The sequence below is a fragment of the candidate division KSB1 bacterium genome (genome assembly GCA_034506395.1).
Classification (GTDB): Bacteria; Zhuqueibacterota; Zhuqueibacteria; order Thermofontimicrobiales; family Thermofontimicrobiaceae; genus Thermofontimicrobium.
On record JAPDPQ010000017.1, the window covers coordinates 96,694 to 113,426 of the forward strand.

General features: G+C 46.2%; 21 protein-coding genes and 1 pseudogene. 3 read left to right on the forward strand and 19 right to left on the reverse strand.

All coding sequences use genetic code 11. The features are described 5' to 3' along the window. Positions 1–170 precede the first annotated feature (170 nt). The 3 genes from tnpA (at position 171) to ONB37_12195 (ending at position 2,865) form a co-directional block, all read left to right on the forward strand. Positions 171–788 carry an IS200/IS605 family transposase gene (tnpA, locus tag ONB37_12185; protein MDZ7400912.1) on the forward strand — a complete coding sequence of 206 codons (618 nt, stop codon included), beginning with the start codon at positions 171–173 and terminating at the stop codon, positions 786–788. A 164-nt stretch (positions 789–952) separates the two neighbouring features. Next, the gene (locus ONB37_12190; protein MDZ7400913.1) at positions 953–2,422 is read left to right on the forward strand and encodes a glycosyltransferase family 39 protein; all 1,470 of its coding nucleotides are present in this window, start codon (positions 953–955) and stop codon (positions 2,420–2,422) included. Next, on the forward strand, positions 2,419–2,865 hold the full coding sequence (locus tag ONB37_12195) for a GtrA family protein (protein ID MDZ7400914.1): 447 nt from the start codon (positions 2,419–2,421) through the stop codon (positions 2,863–2,865). Before ONB37_12190 ends, ONB37_12195 begins: the two co-directional genes overlap by 4 nt. A gap of 802 nt (positions 2,866–3,667) precedes the next feature. On the opposite strand, the gene ONB37_12200 is transcribed toward ONB37_12195, so the two are convergent. The 19 genes and pseudogenes from ONB37_12200 to ONB37_12290 form a co-directional block, all read right to left on the reverse strand. Beyond that, the gene (locus tag ONB37_12200; GenBank protein ID MDZ7400915.1) at positions 3,668–5,194 is read right to left on the reverse strand and encodes an NADH-quinone oxidoreductase subunit N; all 1,527 of its coding nucleotides are present in this window, start codon (positions 5,192–5,194) and stop codon (positions 3,668–3,670) included. A gap of 311 nt (positions 5,195–5,505) precedes the next feature. After that, positions 5,506–7,125 (reverse strand): NADH-quinone oxidoreductase subunit M, encoded by a 1,620-nt coding sequence (locus ONB37_12205; GenBank protein ID MDZ7400916.1) that lies wholly within the window; start codon positions 7,123–7,125, stop codon positions 5,506–5,508. Positions 7,126–7,222: 97 nt separating this feature from the next. Beyond that, positions 7,223–7,489, reverse strand: a complete 267-nt coding sequence (locus ONB37_12210; protein ID MDZ7400917.1) for a DUF2283 domain-containing protein — start codon at positions 7,487–7,489, stop codon at positions 7,223–7,225. After that, complete coding sequence (locus tag ONB37_12215; protein MDZ7400918.1) at positions 7,470–7,862, reverse strand: type II toxin-antitoxin system VapC family toxin; 393 nt, start codon at positions 7,860–7,862, stop codon at positions 7,470–7,472. Before ONB37_12215 ends, ONB37_12210 begins: the two co-directional genes overlap by 20 nt. Continuing rightward, entirely contained in the window at positions 7,859–8,074 is a 216-nt protein-coding gene (locus ONB37_12220; protein MDZ7400919.1) for a hypothetical protein, read from the reverse strand. Before ONB37_12220 ends, ONB37_12215 begins: the two co-directional genes overlap by 4 nt. A gap of 77 nt (positions 8,075–8,151) precedes the next feature. Beyond that, a complete protein-coding gene (locus ONB37_12225) occupies positions 8,152–8,457 on the reverse strand; it encodes a DUF2442 domain-containing protein (GenBank protein MDZ7400920.1) in 306 nt (101 codons plus the stop codon). Between the two features lie 10 nt (positions 8,458–8,467). Further along, positions 8,468–8,728, reverse strand: a pseudogene (locus ONB37_12230) (DUF4160 domain-containing protein). A gap of 105 nt (positions 8,729–8,833) precedes the next feature. Beyond that, complete coding sequence (nuoL, locus tag ONB37_12235; GenBank protein MDZ7400921.1) at positions 8,834–10,783, reverse strand: NADH-quinone oxidoreductase subunit L; 1,950 nt, start codon at positions 10,781–10,783, stop codon at positions 8,834–8,836. A gap of 6 nt (positions 10,784–10,789) precedes the next feature. Continuing rightward, positions 10,790–11,122: an NADH-quinone oxidoreductase subunit NuoK gene (nuoK, locus tag ONB37_12240; GenBank protein ID MDZ7400922.1), complete on the reverse strand. Its 333-nt coding sequence runs from the start codon at positions 11,120–11,122 to the stop codon at positions 10,790–10,792. Next, complete coding sequence (locus tag ONB37_12245; GenBank protein ID MDZ7400923.1) at positions 11,115–11,666, reverse strand: NADH-quinone oxidoreductase subunit J; 552 nt, start codon at positions 11,664–11,666, stop codon at positions 11,115–11,117. Before ONB37_12245 ends, nuoK begins: the two co-directional genes overlap by 8 nt. A gap of 45 nt (positions 11,667–11,711) precedes the next feature. Further along, the gene (locus ONB37_12250) at positions 11,712–12,089 is read right to left on the reverse strand and encodes a DUF5615 family PIN-like protein (protein MDZ7400924.1); all 378 of its coding nucleotides are present in this window, start codon (positions 12,087–12,089) and stop codon (positions 11,712–11,714) included. Next, positions 12,086–12,328, reverse strand: coding sequence for a DUF433 domain-containing protein (locus ONB37_12255; GenBank protein MDZ7400925.1), 243 nt, complete (start codon positions 12,326–12,328; stop codon positions 12,086–12,088). The genes ONB37_12250 and ONB37_12255 overlap by 4 nt, the downstream gene beginning before the upstream one ends. A 37-nt stretch (positions 12,329–12,365) precedes the next feature. After that, positions 12,366–12,542 (reverse strand): type II toxin-antitoxin system HicB family antitoxin, encoded by a 177-nt coding sequence (locus ONB37_12260; GenBank protein ID MDZ7400926.1) that lies wholly within the window; start codon positions 12,540–12,542, stop codon positions 12,366–12,368. A gap of 52 nt (positions 12,543–12,594) precedes the next feature. Beyond that, positions 12,595–13,152, reverse strand: coding sequence for an NADH-quinone oxidoreductase subunit I (locus tag ONB37_12265; protein ID MDZ7400927.1), 558 nt, complete (start codon positions 13,150–13,152; stop codon positions 12,595–12,597). A 324-nt stretch (positions 13,153–13,476) separates the two neighbouring features. Next, entirely contained in the window at positions 13,477–14,673 is a 1,197-nt protein-coding gene (locus ONB37_12270) for an NADH-quinone oxidoreductase subunit H (protein ID MDZ7400928.1), read from the reverse strand. 22 nt (positions 14,674–14,695) lie between these two features. After that, the gene (locus ONB37_12275) at positions 14,696–15,028 is read right to left on the reverse strand and encodes a hypothetical protein (GenBank protein ID MDZ7400929.1); all 333 of its coding nucleotides are present in this window, start codon (positions 15,026–15,028) and stop codon (positions 14,696–14,698) included. Further along, entirely contained in the window at positions 15,003–15,269 is a 267-nt protein-coding gene (locus tag ONB37_12280; GenBank protein MDZ7400930.1) for a DUF2281 domain-containing protein, read from the reverse strand. The genes ONB37_12275 and ONB37_12280 overlap by 26 nt, the downstream gene beginning before the upstream one ends. A gap of 51 nt (positions 15,270–15,320) precedes the next feature. After that, positions 15,321–15,521, reverse strand: coding sequence for a DUF433 domain-containing protein (locus ONB37_12285; protein ID MDZ7400931.1), 201 nt, complete (start codon positions 15,519–15,521; stop codon positions 15,321–15,323). Positions 15,522–15,557: 36 nt separating this feature from the next. Beyond that, positions 15,558–16,733, reverse strand: a 1,176-nt coding sequence (locus tag ONB37_12290; protein ID MDZ7400932.1) for a hypothetical protein, incomplete at its 5' end; no start/stop codon positions are given.

The window sequence follows — 16,733 nt, forward strand, 5'->3', positions numbered from 1 at the left end:
AGCACCATGATGGTAGGCACTATGATGATCGGGGCACCGTGATGGTAGGGGACACCATGATGAACACCATGATGAATCATGGTGTTCTTACAAGCGGGATAGGGTAGTGCCCTTGTTGTAGGAACACCATGATTTATCATGGTGGAGTGAGAGTGTAGTGCAGGGTCGAGATGCAGCGCAGCATCGTGGAGGAGTGCAGCGTCGAGATGCAGTGCAGCATCGTGGTGCAGTGCCGCATCGAGGCGCAGCGCATCATCGTGGAGCTGCATAGCAAGTCAGAGCCCCATAACTCATGGTGCGGTCGAGAGTGTCAACTGCTAATCCTAACTCAGGGAGGAGGCATGGCCATCCACTCCAAAGTCAGAATATACGTGCATCTGATCTGGGGAACGTATGAGCGCCAGCGGATCTTAACTCCAGAGTTGCGGTTGAAGATATTTCGCCATCTGGTGGAGCGAGCGAAAGAATTGGACATCATTATCGTCAAGATGAACATTCAGCCCGACCACGTTCATATTTTGTTCATCCTGCCGTCCAACAAGACGCTTGCGGAAATTGTGCAGAATCTAAAGGGGGAATGTTCGAACTGGATCAACGAATGCAATTTGATCCAGGGAAAATTTGCCTGGCAGCGGGGCTATGGCGCATTCTCTGTCAGCGCTTCCCAGCTTATGAGGGTGGAGAATTATATCAAGAATCAAGATGCGCATCATCGGCGGAAGTCGTTTCAGGAAGAATATAAGGGGTGGGCGGTTCGATATGGGGTGTGGGATGAGGAGGATGGGTAGGAGCGGGAGGGGGCTCGAGGGCGCTGCTTGCATCATGATAGGGATACAGCATGATGGGGCACTATCTCCTACCACCCTACCATTATCTTCTCCCATCCTACCATTCTCCTAGCCCACCATGATAAATCATGGTGTTGTTACAATTTTTAAAGGTAGTTGCAGGTATGACTGATCATTTCAAGAGACTCATTATCTTTATTGTGCTGATCACGGTATTTCGGTTGGTCTATGTCAACTTCGTCCCGCTGGTCCCTCAGGAAGCCTACTACTGGAAATACGCCAAGCACCTGGCGCTGAGCTATTTTGATCATCCGCCGATGACGGCGTATATCATCGCTTTCTTTACCTGGATCGGTGGGGACAGTGTGTTCTTTATTCGCTTGGGCAGCATTGTTTTTTCCATCGGGCTGATGCTGGTGCTCTATTCTATCACCCGACGACTGTTTGGCAATGAGCGTTGGGCGTTGCTGTCGGTCATCGCCATGAATTGCACAGTGATGTTCTCCATCGGGTCGATGATCATCACGCCCGATGTGCCGTTTCTGTTCTTCTGGGCGCTGATTGTGTATAGCCTGGTGCGGCTGCGGGAATCGGATCAGTGGCAATGGTGGTATCTGGCAGGAGCGGCGCTGGGATTTGGATTATTGAGCAAATATACGGCGATTTTAATTGTGCCTGGCATTTTCGTTTACTTGCTTTTATCGGCTTCGCAACGAAAGTGGCTGTTGTCGGTTCATCCCTATCTGGGATTGGTGCTGGCATTGGTCATTTTCAGCCCTGTGATTATCTGGAATTCGCAGCACGAGTGGGCGTCCTTCTTGTTCCAATCGTCCAGCCGATTTTCGCAGATGCGGCGGCTGCGGCTGGATTATTTCTTCCAACTCATCGGCTCGCAATTGGGGATGCTGACACCCTATCTGTTTTTTCTGGTACTGGTCGGCTGGGCGCAGAGCGGCTGGCGCAGCTTCAAAACAAAAGATGACAGACATTCCCTGCTGTTCTGGATCGCCCTGCCTGTCTATTTGATTTTTACGCTATCGAGTTTTCGCAGCCTGGTGAAGATGAACTGGTTGGCGCCTGCATATATCACATCGATCATCGCCAGCATCGCCTGGATCCAATCGGCGCAGACCCGCTGGTCGGAGCGATTCAAAAAATGGTTCACGCCAGGGCTCATCCTCGGATTGGTGATCGTTCTGTTCATGCACCTGATGCCCATCGTTCCCATCTTCCCCAGCCGCAAGGGCGATACCTGGACGGGTTGGCAGGAATTGTCAGCACGGGTCATGCAAATTAAACAGGAAATGGGCGAGGACACATTTATTTTCGGGCACGAATACAAGATCCCCAGTGAGATCACTTTTTACACGCCCCATCATGAGCCGACCCATGCGGGCGAGATCATCGGCGAAAAGGGCTTGCAGTACACCTATTGGACAAATTTTAATGAATTGATCGGCAAAAACGCCATCTTCATCACCAGCGATGCCCAGCGTTATCGCAATATGGATAATGTCCGAAAATATTTTGATTCGGTGGTAGAAGAGCCGCCATTGCAGATCATCCATCGGGGGCGGGTGTTCAGGGTGTTTTACATTTATCGCTGTTACAACTACAAAGGGCCTGCCGCATGAACTCGGTTCTAACAAAATTTTCTGAAAAACTCGGCTTCGATGTCGTTCGCTTCGCCAAATTTGGCATTGTGGGCGGGAGCGGAATCTTTGTCAATATGGGCGGGCTTTGGTTTTTCACTGAGGTCGTGGGGCTTTATTATTTGATCTCCAGCGTGCTGGCCATTGCCCTGGCGATGATCAGCAATTTCATCTGGAACGATCTCTGGACCTGGCGGGATCGGGGCGAGCCAGGCGTAAGGGCGTACTTAACCCGAATGGCGAAATTCATTTTGGTGAGCAGTATTGCGGCTTATATTGGGAATCTGGGAATCTTGTGGGTTCTCACTCATTTTTTTCATGTCTATTATTTGATCTCGAATTTAATCGGGATTGCGGTGGGGACGATTTTGAATTATTCGGTGAATAATTTCTGGACGTTCAGGGAGGAGAAAGCTGAAAGGTGATTCTTCGGGATTTTCTTCCCACAGAATTGGAATCTCACAGAAATGAAAATGGAAGGGAATTGGTCTCAGAAATGAAAGGTCACAGAAATGTTTTCTGAGACTGAATTTTTGGGTGAAATTTTTGACCGCCAATTCCGCCAATTGATCGAATTGCGCCAATTGGATTTCTCTTTGAAGCAATCTTGGGAATGATTTGCATACAGAAATGAAAGGTCTCAAAAATGTTTTCTGAGACTGAATTTTTGGGTGAAATTTTTGACCGCTAATTCCGCTAATTGATCGAATTGCGCCAATTGGATTTCTCTTTGAAGCAATCTTGGGAATGATTTGCATTCAGAAGGGAAAGGTCTCAAAAATGTTTTCTGAGACTGAATTTTTGGGTGAAATTTTTGACCGCCAATTCCGCCAATTGATCGAATTCCGCCAATTGGATTTCTCTTTGAAGCAATCGTGGGAATGATTTGCATACAGAAGGAGAAAGGCTCATAAAAATATTTTCTGAGGCCTTTCAATTCTGAGGCCACATTTTTTGGTCACTCTAGATTTTTAATCATCGATTTGACCTCGAAAAATAAAAAATCCCCAGAGCGGGGATTTCGTGTTTTTGGGATGTCTAAGATATAGATTGCTTTGCTTCCATGCTGTCTGATCTTGCTGTCATTCTGAACGGAGCGCAGCGTAGTGAGGAATCTATATATCTTGTGCTTTAATCAGATTCCTCGCTTCGCTCGGAATGACATTCACAGAATATATTCAACATTTTCGCACAGCCTATTCGCTCGCAATGACGGTTAATTCACTTTTAAAACAGCGCTTCAGCCCATTTCAATGACCAGTTCAATAACGGCGATGGCAGCACGCCCAGGATGATCACAAAGATCGCTGCTAATCCTAACGATAGCCACATTGGGATCAAACCCTGCTTTCCGATATCTTCAATTTCTTTCTCGGGCTCTTTCATGTACATCACCACCAGCACATTGATGTAGAAATAAAGGGCGACCAGGCTGAAAATCAAAGCGATCACGGCGGTGACGTACATCTGGCCTTCCAATAGTTGCAGAAAGATTTGCACTTTTCCGACAAAGCCGACCGCAGGCGGAAGCCCAGCCAGAGAGAACATGGCGACCACCATCATGGCGGCGGCACCAGGATATTTTCGGGCCACGCCCTTCAAATCGTCCAACGTTTCACAATATTGGTTTTTATGAGTGAGATAGACCAGCACGCCGAAGGCCAGCATGTTCATGGCAATATAGCCGATACCGTAAAACAACACGGCTTGAACCGCTTCGATTTTATGGCTCATGGGCGCCAGGGCTAATCCCATATATCCCGCATGGGCGATGGACGAATACGCCAACATGCGTTTCACATTTTTCTGAACGATGGCGACAGAATTGCCGTAGATAACGGTAATCAGGGCGAAAAATCCGAAGATCACTTGAAAGACAGAGTCAAATTTTCCGAAAGAAACCGAGCCAGCAAATATTTTCAAGATCACGGCGAAGGCGGCTAATTTGACTGCGACGCTCATGAAAGCGGTGATCGGTGTGGCTGCGCCCTCGTACACATCGGGCGTCCAGGCGTGGAAGGGGACCATGGAGACCTTGAACGCCAATCCAATGAACAGAAAGATCAACCCCAGGCCTGATAACAACGAATCGGTTGTGACGGCAGTGAAGGACAGATTGGACATGACCTCGGAGACGACCAGGCTGCCCGTTGTGCCGTACAGAAACGAAATGCCAAGTAATAAAAAGGCTGAAGAAAATCCGCCCAATAGCAAATATTTCATGGCCGATTCGCCTGCACGGGGATTGTATTTTTTCAGCCCGACCAGGGCGTAAATGGGGATGGACATCATTTCCAGGCAGAGGAAGATCATGAGAAAATTTTCAGCGGCGATCAGAGTTAATGCGCCCAACAGCGAAAAACACAGCAGCAGATAATAGTCGATAGCAGGGATGGCCTGGCTCAAGGTATAGCGGGCGGACATTAGAATGGCTAATAAACCTGCTCCGATCAGCGCCAGTTTGCCAATATAAACCCCACCACCAGAACTAAGCGAGTGATTCAATAACAAAACCCGTTCGCCCGACGTGGCTGTGCCGAAGATAAAATACAAAATGCCGACGAGGATCAGGCCAATACCCGCCAGCCAGCTCGATTGTCGGTTGCGATTTTCCAGGGCAACGGTTGGCTGATCTTCCTTGAACAGAGCAAAAATGGGGCGCTGCAGGGCATCGACCAGGGTTAGAATGACGATCAGGGCGACCAGGCTGATTTCTCCAATTAGAAATGAAAGTTGAAATGATGTCTCAGTCATAAGCGATTCCAGATATGATATTTGATTGTATCTTATTTTCTCGAACTGATAGAAACAACCCAACGGATGAGAAGCCCCTGGGTAAAATCCGTTGGGTTGTTTCAGTCCGTTGGAAAAAATTATTAAGCTATTTGTATTTTACACTGCTTATTTAGATTATTAAAATTGATCAGTAAATGCAGGTCATTTCGAGCGAAGCGAGAAATCTGTTTATCAAGCCGACCTGTTTTAAAATATAAAGATTCCCCACTCCGCTTCGTTCGGAATGACGCACTTCACTTTCGTCTGATTAAACAGCACAAAAATCTAATCTAATGGGTTTCATGAATAATGGTTTGGTCTTCAGTTCGTATCTCTTTTATTTCAGGCTGCTGAATTTTGACCATCTCTTGTTTCAAAACCTCTGGCTGATATTGCGCAACGTAATGAGCAACCGAGGTGTGCATCTTATTCAAATAAGTCTTCGGATAAATGCCGATCCAGAACACGAAAATGATAAACGGCAACAACACGATCATTTCTCGCAGACTCAGATCTTTTAGATTTTTATTCTTTTCATTTTTCAATGGACCAAAGAAAACCCGTTGCACCATCCAGAGCATGTAATAGGCGCCGAGGATCACACCTGAGGTGGCGAAGACCATCAGCACCAATCGGAACGCCCCTTGATTAGCGACGAAATGCGCCCAAGCGCTCTTGAAGCTGCCCAACAAGATCAAAAATTCACCGACAAATCCGTTAGTGCCTGGCAGAGCGATTGATGATAGGGTAATAATCATGAATGCGACGGCGAACAACGGCAGCCGATAGGCCAAACCGCCGAACTCAGCAATTTCACGGGTGTGGCGGCGTTCATAAATTATTCCGACCAGAATAAAGAGTGCCCCTGTGGAAACACCGTGATTGACCATTTGGAGGATCGAGCCTTCGATGGCTTCGGGCGTCAGGGCAAAAAGTCCCAACATGACGTAGCCCAGATGGCTGATAGAGGAATAGGCGACCAATTTTTTCAAGTCAGATTGGGCCAGAGCCAGGCAGGCGCCATAAACAATGCCGATCACGGCCAGAGTTTGCATCAAGGGAGCGGCTTTGATCGCTGCTTCGCCAAATAGCGGAATCCCCAAGCGGACGAAACCGTAGCCGCCCATTTTTAGCAGCACACCCGCCAGGATGACCGATCCAGCCGTCGGGGCTTCCACGTGGGCATCGGGCAGCCAGGTGTGGAACGGGAACATGGGCACTTTAATGGCGAAAGCCAGTGCAAAGGCAGCGAAAAGCCAGAGCTGGGTTTGTACAGGAATATCCAATTGCAGCAGTTGCTCGAATTCAAAAGTAAAGGCGCCGAAATGCTGTCGGGCCTGAATGGCCAGATAGATGATGCCCGCCAGCATCATGAGTGAGCCGACCACGGTGAACAAGACGAATTTGATGGTGGCATAGATCCTTCTCGGCCCGCCCCAGATGCCGATCAAAAAGAACATAGGGATCAGCATCAATTCCCAGAAAATGTAAAAGATGAACAGGTTGAGCGCTACGAAAGCGCCGAGCATGGAGAATTCCAGGAACAGCAGCCAGATGTAATATTCTTTTTTCCGCTTCTCGATATATTTGTAGGAACTCAGCACGGTGAATGGCATCATGATGGTGGTTAACATAAACAGCAAAATCGAAATGCCATCGATGCCGACATGATAGTTCAACCCAAATTGGGGGATCCACTCGGCTTGTTCCACGAATTGATAATTCACGATCGAATTATCAAATCCCGCCACGATGAAGAACGAGACGATCATGGCGAGGGAAGAGACCACCAGGGCGATCCAGCCAAATTTCGATGCGCCAGATTTTTCGTCAGCTTTGCTGCTTGGGATAAACATCATCAAAACTGCGCCGAGCAGGGGGATGAAGAGTGTCCAGGATATTAAACCCATTTATGACTCCGAACTTAAATTTTCATATTTTTGGTATGAATATATTGGATCAGATTTTTTATTTTTTTATCCAACGGATTGAAACAACCCAAGGGATTTAATGGTCTGCGACTTTTAACACAGGTTCATTTTCCACTGAATAATAGTTGATCCTATCAGGCGATTCGACTTTTTTAGATGCATTTAAAATTTCCAGCGAAACCAATAATCCTTCTTCATCAAAATCGGCAATCACCCCTGGTCTTATTTCCTCTGTATCCTCGATGTCAGTATGACGGAAAATAATGACCAGGCTGTCGGTTTCTTTGTCATATTTAAAATTCACTTCATTTAGTCCATTAATTTCACGATACCGTTTTAACATGTGAATAACGGAGTATCTTAATATCAGATGTAACTAATGGACAATGATAAATTCTGGCAGTTGCAACAATCATTTGATCTGCTGGATCACGATGAAATTTGCCAGGCAATTGTGTTGACTCAATCGCTATTTCGGGTGTTAGTTCCAAGACACGAATTCCAGGATAGCTCAAAGCTTGCTCAAACCAGTCGCTTATCTCACAGGGAATTTCAAGCCGCTTTAGCTCTATGAGCTTTGCCACTTCCCAACAGGAGATTGCACTGACGCCAATGATGTTATCTTCGTTTGCCTTAATTATTTCGATTTGTGTGGAGGTGAGCTTTGTGTCGTCGTGAACCCACCATACCCAGATATGTGTGTCGAGCACTATCATTTCAAAGTTTCCCAATCTTCTTCCGCCACGCTCTCGAAAGGATTAATATATCTTATCTGCGTGCCACGCAATGGATAACGTCCATTTAGCTTTGGTTTCGGCTGTTGCGGACGGATGACAACCTCTACTTTATCTCCAGCTTCAAAAGGCAAACCTTTAATCAATATGCTTCCGTCCTTTAAAACAACAGTTTCTGAGCGATAAATCTGCATGGTTCAACCTATAAAACTGATTTAAAAATTTCGCACATTTTCAGGGTTTTACAATTTCTTTGTTATCAATTAAAGCATCAATGGTCAGCTACTTTCAGCACAGGTTCCTCTTCTTGTTCCATCCAGGCAGGTGTTAAGCCATAATAGAGAACATCTGGATCAATATCAGCGCCATTGTCCCACACAATTGTTCCCATGTGAGGATCAACTTTTACTGATCGAAACATCAGAGGATTGTTCTTTATTGGCTGAAAAATTGGGCCGTGTAGAAATGGTTCCAGGTCAATTTCCTTTTGAGTTCCATCGGTGAACTCTAGGCGAACCCAAAAATCTTTTAATACTGTCACGGATTTGATTCGAATTAATTTATTAAATTTTATCATTTCCTTATCCCTATTCAAGTGGTTCGATATCGATTAAAGCTAATCCTCGTCGTGCTCTCTGCCAGTTTTCCATCAGTTCGTAACGATGCAAGTCAGCCCATTCGATGACGAGATTATGAGCTCGACGTGGAAGATATCCTGCATAAATGCGCAGCGTCTCAATTTCATATAAAGCTTCATTACCTCAATATTCAGCTTGAAAATGAGGCGGTGTGTGATCGTTAAAATACATATAAATGGCGATTCCAAAAAAATGACTGACACAAGGCATATAACCTTCCTGTATAAATCTCATAATGGCATCATTCAATTTTGTTTTTCGCCTCCGCTAAATTGTTTTAGACAAATTTACATAAAGATTATACTGAAATTCAATTTAAAACACATACAACGCCACCACCACTGCCACCGCAATCCCCACGATCATATAAAACCCATACGCCTGCATATTTCCCGTCTGGAGCTTAGCAAATAGACTGGAAGCTTTGCGCCAGCCCAAGGCGGAACCATCGGCGGCACCGTCGATGATTTTCTTGTCGGAAATATTCAAAAAGATATTGGTCGATAAATATTTCAGCGGCCGAACGATGATCGCATCGTAGATCTCGTCCACCCAGTATTTGTTCCAGAGCATTTTGGGCACGCCAGTATAGGTGCTGGGATCGGGCAGCTCTCGTTTGAGGTCACGAAAGATGGTCTGTGCCAGGTACCAGCCAATGACAGCGATCAAAACCGAGAGGCCCATCAGCGAAAATTCAGTGGCATGGCTGTAATGGCCGACTTCGACATGGCCGTATTTTGTGACGGCGGGTTCCAAAAAGTCATGAAAGAAATTGGGAATGGCGCCGCCAGAGAGCAACTTGGGAATGCCGATCCAGCCGCCGACCAGGGAGAGAGCGCCCAGAATCATCAGCGGAACGGTCATGGTCTTCGGCGATTCATGGAGGTGATGCTCCTGTTCGTGCGTGCCCCTGAATTTGCCGAAGAAGGTCAGATAGACCAATCGGAACATGTAGAACGCCGTGCACAGCGCAGCGATGGCTCCGATGATCCAGACCAGTTTGTTGCCATGATGCGAGGCGAAGACGTTCCAGAGGATCTCATCTTTGGAGAAAAAGCCTGCAAACGGCGGAAAGCCCGCTATTGCCAGTGTCGCCAGCAAAAAGGTTGTATAGGTGACAGGCATGTGCTTTTTCAAGCCGCCCATGAAGCGAATGTCCTGCTGACCGCCCATAGCGTGAATGACGCTGCCCGAGCCCAAAAATAGGCAGGCTTTGAAAAAGGCGTGGGTCATCAAATGGAAAATGGCGATCACAAATGCGCCTGCCCCTGCCGCCATGAACATGAATCCCAACTGGCTGACCGTGGAATAGGCCAGCACTTTTTTGATATCGTTCTGATAAAGGGCAATAGTAGCCGAGAAAATGGCCGTCAGTGCGCCGACCCAGAGCACGACATTCAGCGCAATTGGGGCAGCCAGATACAGTCCATGAAAGCGACAGACCATGTACACTCCTGCCGTCACCATTGTTGCCGCATGGATGAGTGCCGATACAGGAGTTGGGCCCGCCATGGCATCGGGCAACCAGACATAGAGCGGCAATTGCGCTGATTTGCCCGTAGCGCCGATAAAAAGGCAGATCGCAGCCACATTGGTCCAGAACGGCGTTAAGGTATTATGGTGATGGAAGAATTCATTGACATCGGCGATGGTCAGTGAGCCGACATTGGCAAAGATCAAAAACATTCCCAGCAGAAATCCAAAATCGCCGATGCGATTGACGATAAAGGCTTTCTTCCCTGCAATCGCTTTTTCTTCATCTTTGTACCAGAACCCGATCAATAGATAGCTGCACAGGCCGACGCCTTCCCAGCCAACGAACATCACGGGCATGGAGTTGCCCAGAATCAACACCAGCATGGCGAACACGAACAGGTTCAAATAGGAAAAATAGCGCACGCTGGATTCGTCGCCGTGCATGTAGCCGATGGAATAAAAATGAATGACGGCGCTGACGCCCGTAACCACCAACAGCATGACGGCGGAGAGATGGTCGATGAGAAATGTCAGGCTGATTTTCAATCCGCCCGAAGTGACCCATTCATAAGGCGTGCAACTGATCGCCTCGACGCCTGCCAGTTTCACAAATACGGCATAGAGCGAAAGGACAAAAGAAGTGGCCACGGTCGAAAAAGCGAGATAGCCAGCGAATTTTTCGCCCCAAATTTGTTTTTTTCTATATGCATTGGTCGCTGCCACAATGCCATTTAGCGCAGCACCGATAAGCGGCAAGATTACGATAACAAGAATCAGGCTGTTCTCCATAAACCATTAGCCCCTTTCTGAAGTGTATGCGTCAACGCTGATCGTGCCCGTTCGTTTGAACAGGTGCACGATGATGGCGATGCCCAGCGCCACCTCGCAGGCCGCCACCACAAAGATCATCAACGAAAAAATCTGGCCGTCATGATTCTGATGCACTCGGGAGAAATAGATCAGGCTCAGATTGACGGCGTTGAGCATCAGTTCCACGGCCATTAGCATGTGCAGCAGAGTGCGCCGAAACAAAAATGTAACGCTGCCGATGGCAAACAGTAAAATCACAATCGAGAGGGTGAAAAATCCTCCAGTTCCAAATATAAAATCAGTCAGCGGATTACTCATTCTTGCGACCTTTCCAATCCAGTTGAACGATCGAAATCACTGCCACGATGGCAGCGAACAATAATGTCGAGACGTATTCAAAGGCGAACAGATATTTGGTCATCAGGTTTTTCGAAAAGATTTTAATGCCTCCGAACTCATGAGCCGATTGCTCGGGCACCAAATTGGGATTTAGATTGGCGAAGGGTTGGGCTTCGCCGCTAATAGTGATGTACAATTTATAGATGAAAAAGATGGCCAGCAGAGCGAGGAGCGGCTCACCAATCCAGTACAATTTTGAAAATGGGCGCAAATAATCTTCGCTCTTGATATCCAATAGCATGATGAAATAGATGATCAAGACCATAATGGCGCCAGCATAGATGATCAGTTGAAAGATGGCGATGCTGTGCGCCTGAAGGATGGCGTACATGCCCGCCAGCGCCACCATGCTCGCCAAAAGTCCCATAGCGCCTCGGATGGGATGTTTAGCGAACAGCAGCACCAACCCGCCAGCAATGGCGACGATTCCAAAAGCGTAGTACATGAGGATGTTGAAATCCATTTAAAAATCCTTTGAATTGTTATGCTCCAATGAGAATAGATAGCCCTAAGATTCATCTTCATTTTCAGTTTGATGAATCCGAATTCGCCCTACCTCCACGATCCACAATTCTTTTGTCACAGGCATTCTTTTATTCGCTTCGATAAATTGTTTTATCAATCTTTCTAACAGGGGCAGACTCGGATTTCGTGGCACACGAATTACCACAATTCCACCAGATTTATCAGGTGGAAAATGAATAGGGTCTGCAAAGTCTAAATCCAGCGTTACGAGACAAATATTTTCAAAACAGCATACGTCATAAAGTTGTCGATCCGAGCAACCTTCTAATCCTTGATCCCGAACCGTTTGTACTTCATATCCTGCTGCACGAAAGATATTTTGGGTTCGGGTGCCAAAATTCTCATCGAGCTTGAATTTCATGCAGCGACCTCAGCAGGGATTTCCACATATCGTTGACGGGACATTTCTGCACCATAAGCGATGGCTGCTCGAATATCCTCCTCTGTTAGGTGCGGATATTCCTCAAGAATTTCTGCTATTGTCATCCCATTTGCCAAAAAATCCAAAATCAGCGACACCCAAATTCGAGTACCACGAATACAGGGCTTGCCGAAACAGACATTTGGGTCTATAGTTATTCGTTTGAGAAGTGGGTTCATTTTTTTGCTTAAGTTGAATTTATTTTTAATGCAATTCTTATGCTTTTATTATCACTGTGCCAAAAGTCTCAATATGAAAACGAATGGCAGATTTAACATCCATCAATGCTTCTTCATAAGTGTCACCTTCGCCAACGACGATGCCCTTTAAACCAAGAGGATAGGCGACATAACCATCAGGATGTTTTTCGACTACGATTTTAAATTTATGCATAGTATCTTGCCCCCATTAATGAAATAAATGAAAAAATAGAACGGATGCAAAATCATGGATTATACCCATGCACCACATCATCGCTCACCACAGGGTGCCAATTCAAAAGCGTGTCCCGATCATAAACCATTTTGAAACGATTATAGCCCACCAGCTTCTCCGTTGTCGGCAACATCCGAATGGCGTCCACGGGACAGGCTTCAACACAGAAGCCACAGAAGATACAGCGGCTGACATCGATGTTAAAAATTTTGGGCCGCTTTTGAATGATCGGATCCTCGCTTTCTTCAGCCTCGATAGTAATGCAGGACGCTGGGCAGATGGTGGCGCACATCTGACAGGCCACGCAGCGGGGCGAGCCGTTGGTGCGTTGCACCAGAACATGTCTCCCTCGATTATTGGGCGATAAATCGGGTCGTTGTTCTTCGGGATAATAGACAACTACACCACCCCTGCGGAAGGTGAACCATTTGAATAAATTTCGGAACAAATGCTTCGATGTGATCCAGACGCCTCGGCCAATTTCCTTTACATAAAGCTGATCCAGCAGCGTTCGTTTCTTGCGATCGTAATATTTCATGTCGGGCAGGTCTGGTAATTGGTAACTCATATTTAAAATCTCCTCATTCTCAATACCTGGAAAAAATAGGCCATACGGTATCAGACAACTTTTTGACCGCTAATTGCGCTAATTATTCTTATTTCGTTAATTGGTGCTTGAATGAAAACTCACCTTTCTGCCATTTCCAGCCGCCAGTTGGCGGGGGAGAAATCTGGAAGTCCAACTATCTCAATGTCACCAGATTCCTCACTTCGTTCGGAATGACACTTTTATTTAAAATTCACTGCTTTTCGTTCAGGTACTAATTAATAATTAGCGTAATTTGTCAAATTCGTGTAATTGGCGGTCAAGATGGTGGTGATAGAAACACAATTAAAACCCACCAACCGCTACAATAATAATCGTCACAATCAAATTTAAAATGGACAGCGGCAACAAAATCTGCCAGCCCAATTTCATCAATTGGTCATAACGAAATCGGGGTAAACTCCACCGCATCTGCTGCAACAGCCAGCAGAAGAAAAAGACCTTTAACGTGAACGACAGTAATTCCAGAATCACCACCGTCGCATGGGAGAGCGGGGTAAATCCGCCCCAGGGCCAATGAAACCCATCGGCCATGAGATAGGGCACGGAATAGCCGCCAAAGAACAGGGTCGTCACAATGACCGCCACAAAGGCGATGGTGATAAATTCAGCGAACATGAACAGCAGCATTTTGAAGCCCGAGTATTCGGTGAAATAGCCTGAGATAATTTCCGACTCGGCTTCGGGCAAATCGAATGGGATGCGCTTGTTTTCGGCGATGGCGGCAAACAGAAATAGGAAGAAAGCGACAGGCTGCAAGAAAATGCCCCATTTCGGCAGCCAGCCCCAGGCCAACTGTCGCTGGGCTTGCACCAATTCCCAAATATCCACTTGCTGGTAAATGAAAATTAAGCCCAGCAGTGATAAACCCATGCTGATTTCGTACGAGATCATCTGAGAGGCGCCCCGCATGCCGCCCATCATGGAGAACTTATTGTTGGACGACCAGCCCGCCAGGATGGCGCCGAAAATATTCAGTCCGCTAATAGCAAAAATATAGAGCAAACCGACGTTCAAATCAGCGACCTGCACCCGAAAGCTAAAATCAGGCAGGTGATTGGCAAAATATTCGGGCAGCCAGGGGATCCATTTCAGATACCAGGCTTGGAAGAATTCGGCGGGTCGCAACTCCCCCGCAAATGGAACTACCGCCGCTGTAATTGTCGCAGGCACGAAAGCGAAAAAGATGGCCAGATTGTACATCAAGAAATCATACGCTCGGGGCTTGAAATCTTCTTTGACCAACGTCTTGATAGCATCAGCCAGGTTATTGATGAACCCCCACAGCGCCAGCTTTTTCCCACCAGGTAGGGGAATAGCCGCCCGATTCGCCCCGATGCGATCCTGCAGCACAGCCGATTGTTTTCGTTCCGACCAGCTCATCAATGCGCCCATGGTGAACATAAACAAAAATACAGCGCTGGCTAATAGGAAACTCGTGATAAAATTGACGGTATTAATGCCTAAAAAAGTGGATTCCATTTAATCTACCTTTGATAAATTTTTAGATAATGCCCTCTGCTTTTAATATTTGCAAAATTTCTTCCTTTCGCACATCTCCGATTTTTGTCTTTGCATAAATTGTCAAAAGCCGAACCACTTGCTCTTCATCTTTTACATAGCTGATAACACGATAGCCACTGCGTTTTCCTTTCGAAATATCAGTGCATCTCAATCGAATTTTATAAATGTTGCTTCCTAACGACGCTCCTGCTCGCTCATTTTCATTTAAAATCCGATTCAGTTCTTTTAAGTCCGACCAAATATGAGGATAGTTTTTGCTCAGTTCCAAAACATCTTTCTTGAAGCGATTAGTTGGAACGATTCGAAAACTCATTAATGAATTCCTCTAATGTCTCTTGGGACTGAATTCCAGCTTCTTGTTCTATGATATCACGGCAGGCTTCACGAATATTATTCAAAATGCGATGCTTTTCCTTCATCGATAAAAAATCTTCGTCTGTTAGACTTTTTTCCATAAGGTAGCTTATAAAATCGTATACTACGATTAGCTTGTTCTCTGGTAATTCATCAATCAAATTGTGGATCTCATTTTTAATGGCAGCTGTTGCGGACATGGTCAAAAATTTCCTCCCAAAAATTTGTTTTGTTATGGTTAGTTCCAGATCCTAAATTCGCCAGGCTGCATAAGTGAGCGCCTCCTGGATATCTTCTCTTTCCAGATATGGATAAGCCTTGAGAATATCACTTATCGAATATCCAGAAGCGACCAGTCCAACGATCATCCCAACGGTAACACGCATACCACGAATGCAGGGCTTGCCGCCCATAACATTCGGATCAAAAGTTATTCGTGTTAAATTTTTCATGAGATTTACTCTTAAATTTAAAAGCCAATTTGAATGTTAAAATGATTTCCGAACTTCTTCTACCGTCCGCCCCATCGGCTGAACCCCAAGCTCCTTCAACACATCCACAAACAACGTCAACTCATCAAAATTATTTTCGCCTTTGATCGCTCTGCGGAAGGATTGCACATAGCCATCGATATTGGTGAACGAACCATGCTTCTCGGTCGAAATTCGGCCTGCTATCGACCATTTTGCCTTCTCGAAAACCTGATCTTTAATGGCAGAAAGAGCGATAAGCTGTAACCCTGCCAATTTTTCCATCGGGGCATTTTGTCCCCAGACAAAAGCGTACTGGTAATCGCTGAGTACCAATTTTGAAATATCCTGAGCGCTGGGGAACGTTTTTTTCACACCAGCCATATTGGGCGTTTTATCTTCGGTGACCAGAATATCATCGCTTCTCACCTCACAGGTCTTTTCGTCCCAGACCCGATCGGCTTTGAAGAAAACGCCCGTTATCCCTATTGCTTCGACCAACTGCTGGGCCAACGCCAGTTCCTCATTAGTGGCATAAGAGGAAACGACAAAAGCCATCTGCTTGCCATGATCTTTGAATAGAGCGGCAACTTCCTTCACAAAATTTTTGTAATCGACTGGTTTGTGATTGATCTGCACCCCAGTTGCTCGGTTTTTAATCGGATTCATATAATAGATCCTGGCGAAATCGCACATCCAGGATTTGTTGACATTGGGATTTTCACGAGGTCGAACCCGATAAATTTTGTTGTTCTTGGTCTCAATGATGATGTTGCAGCCCCTGGAACAGCCTGCACAAATGGAATCGGTTTTATGCAGATTCCACACTCGCTCTTTGAATCGAAATTGGCGACTGGTCAAAGCACCCACAGGACAGATATCGGTGACGCAATAGCTGTATGGATCATCAAACGTATCGCCTGGCGCCAAAGACACATAAGTTTTATCGCCCCTTTCGACCAATCCCAATTTATTGGTCTTCGACACTTCTCTGGTAAACCGAACACAGCGGGAACAGGCGATGCAGCGTTCGGCATCATAAATAATGCGATCGCTGAAAATATAAAGCTTTTCTTTGGCGACCTTTTCTTCATTGAAGCGGGATTTGTCCCCCGAGAACATCATGTATTGATCCTGCAGCATGCACTCGCCCGCCTTATCGCAAATGGGGCAATCCAGCGGATGATTGATCAA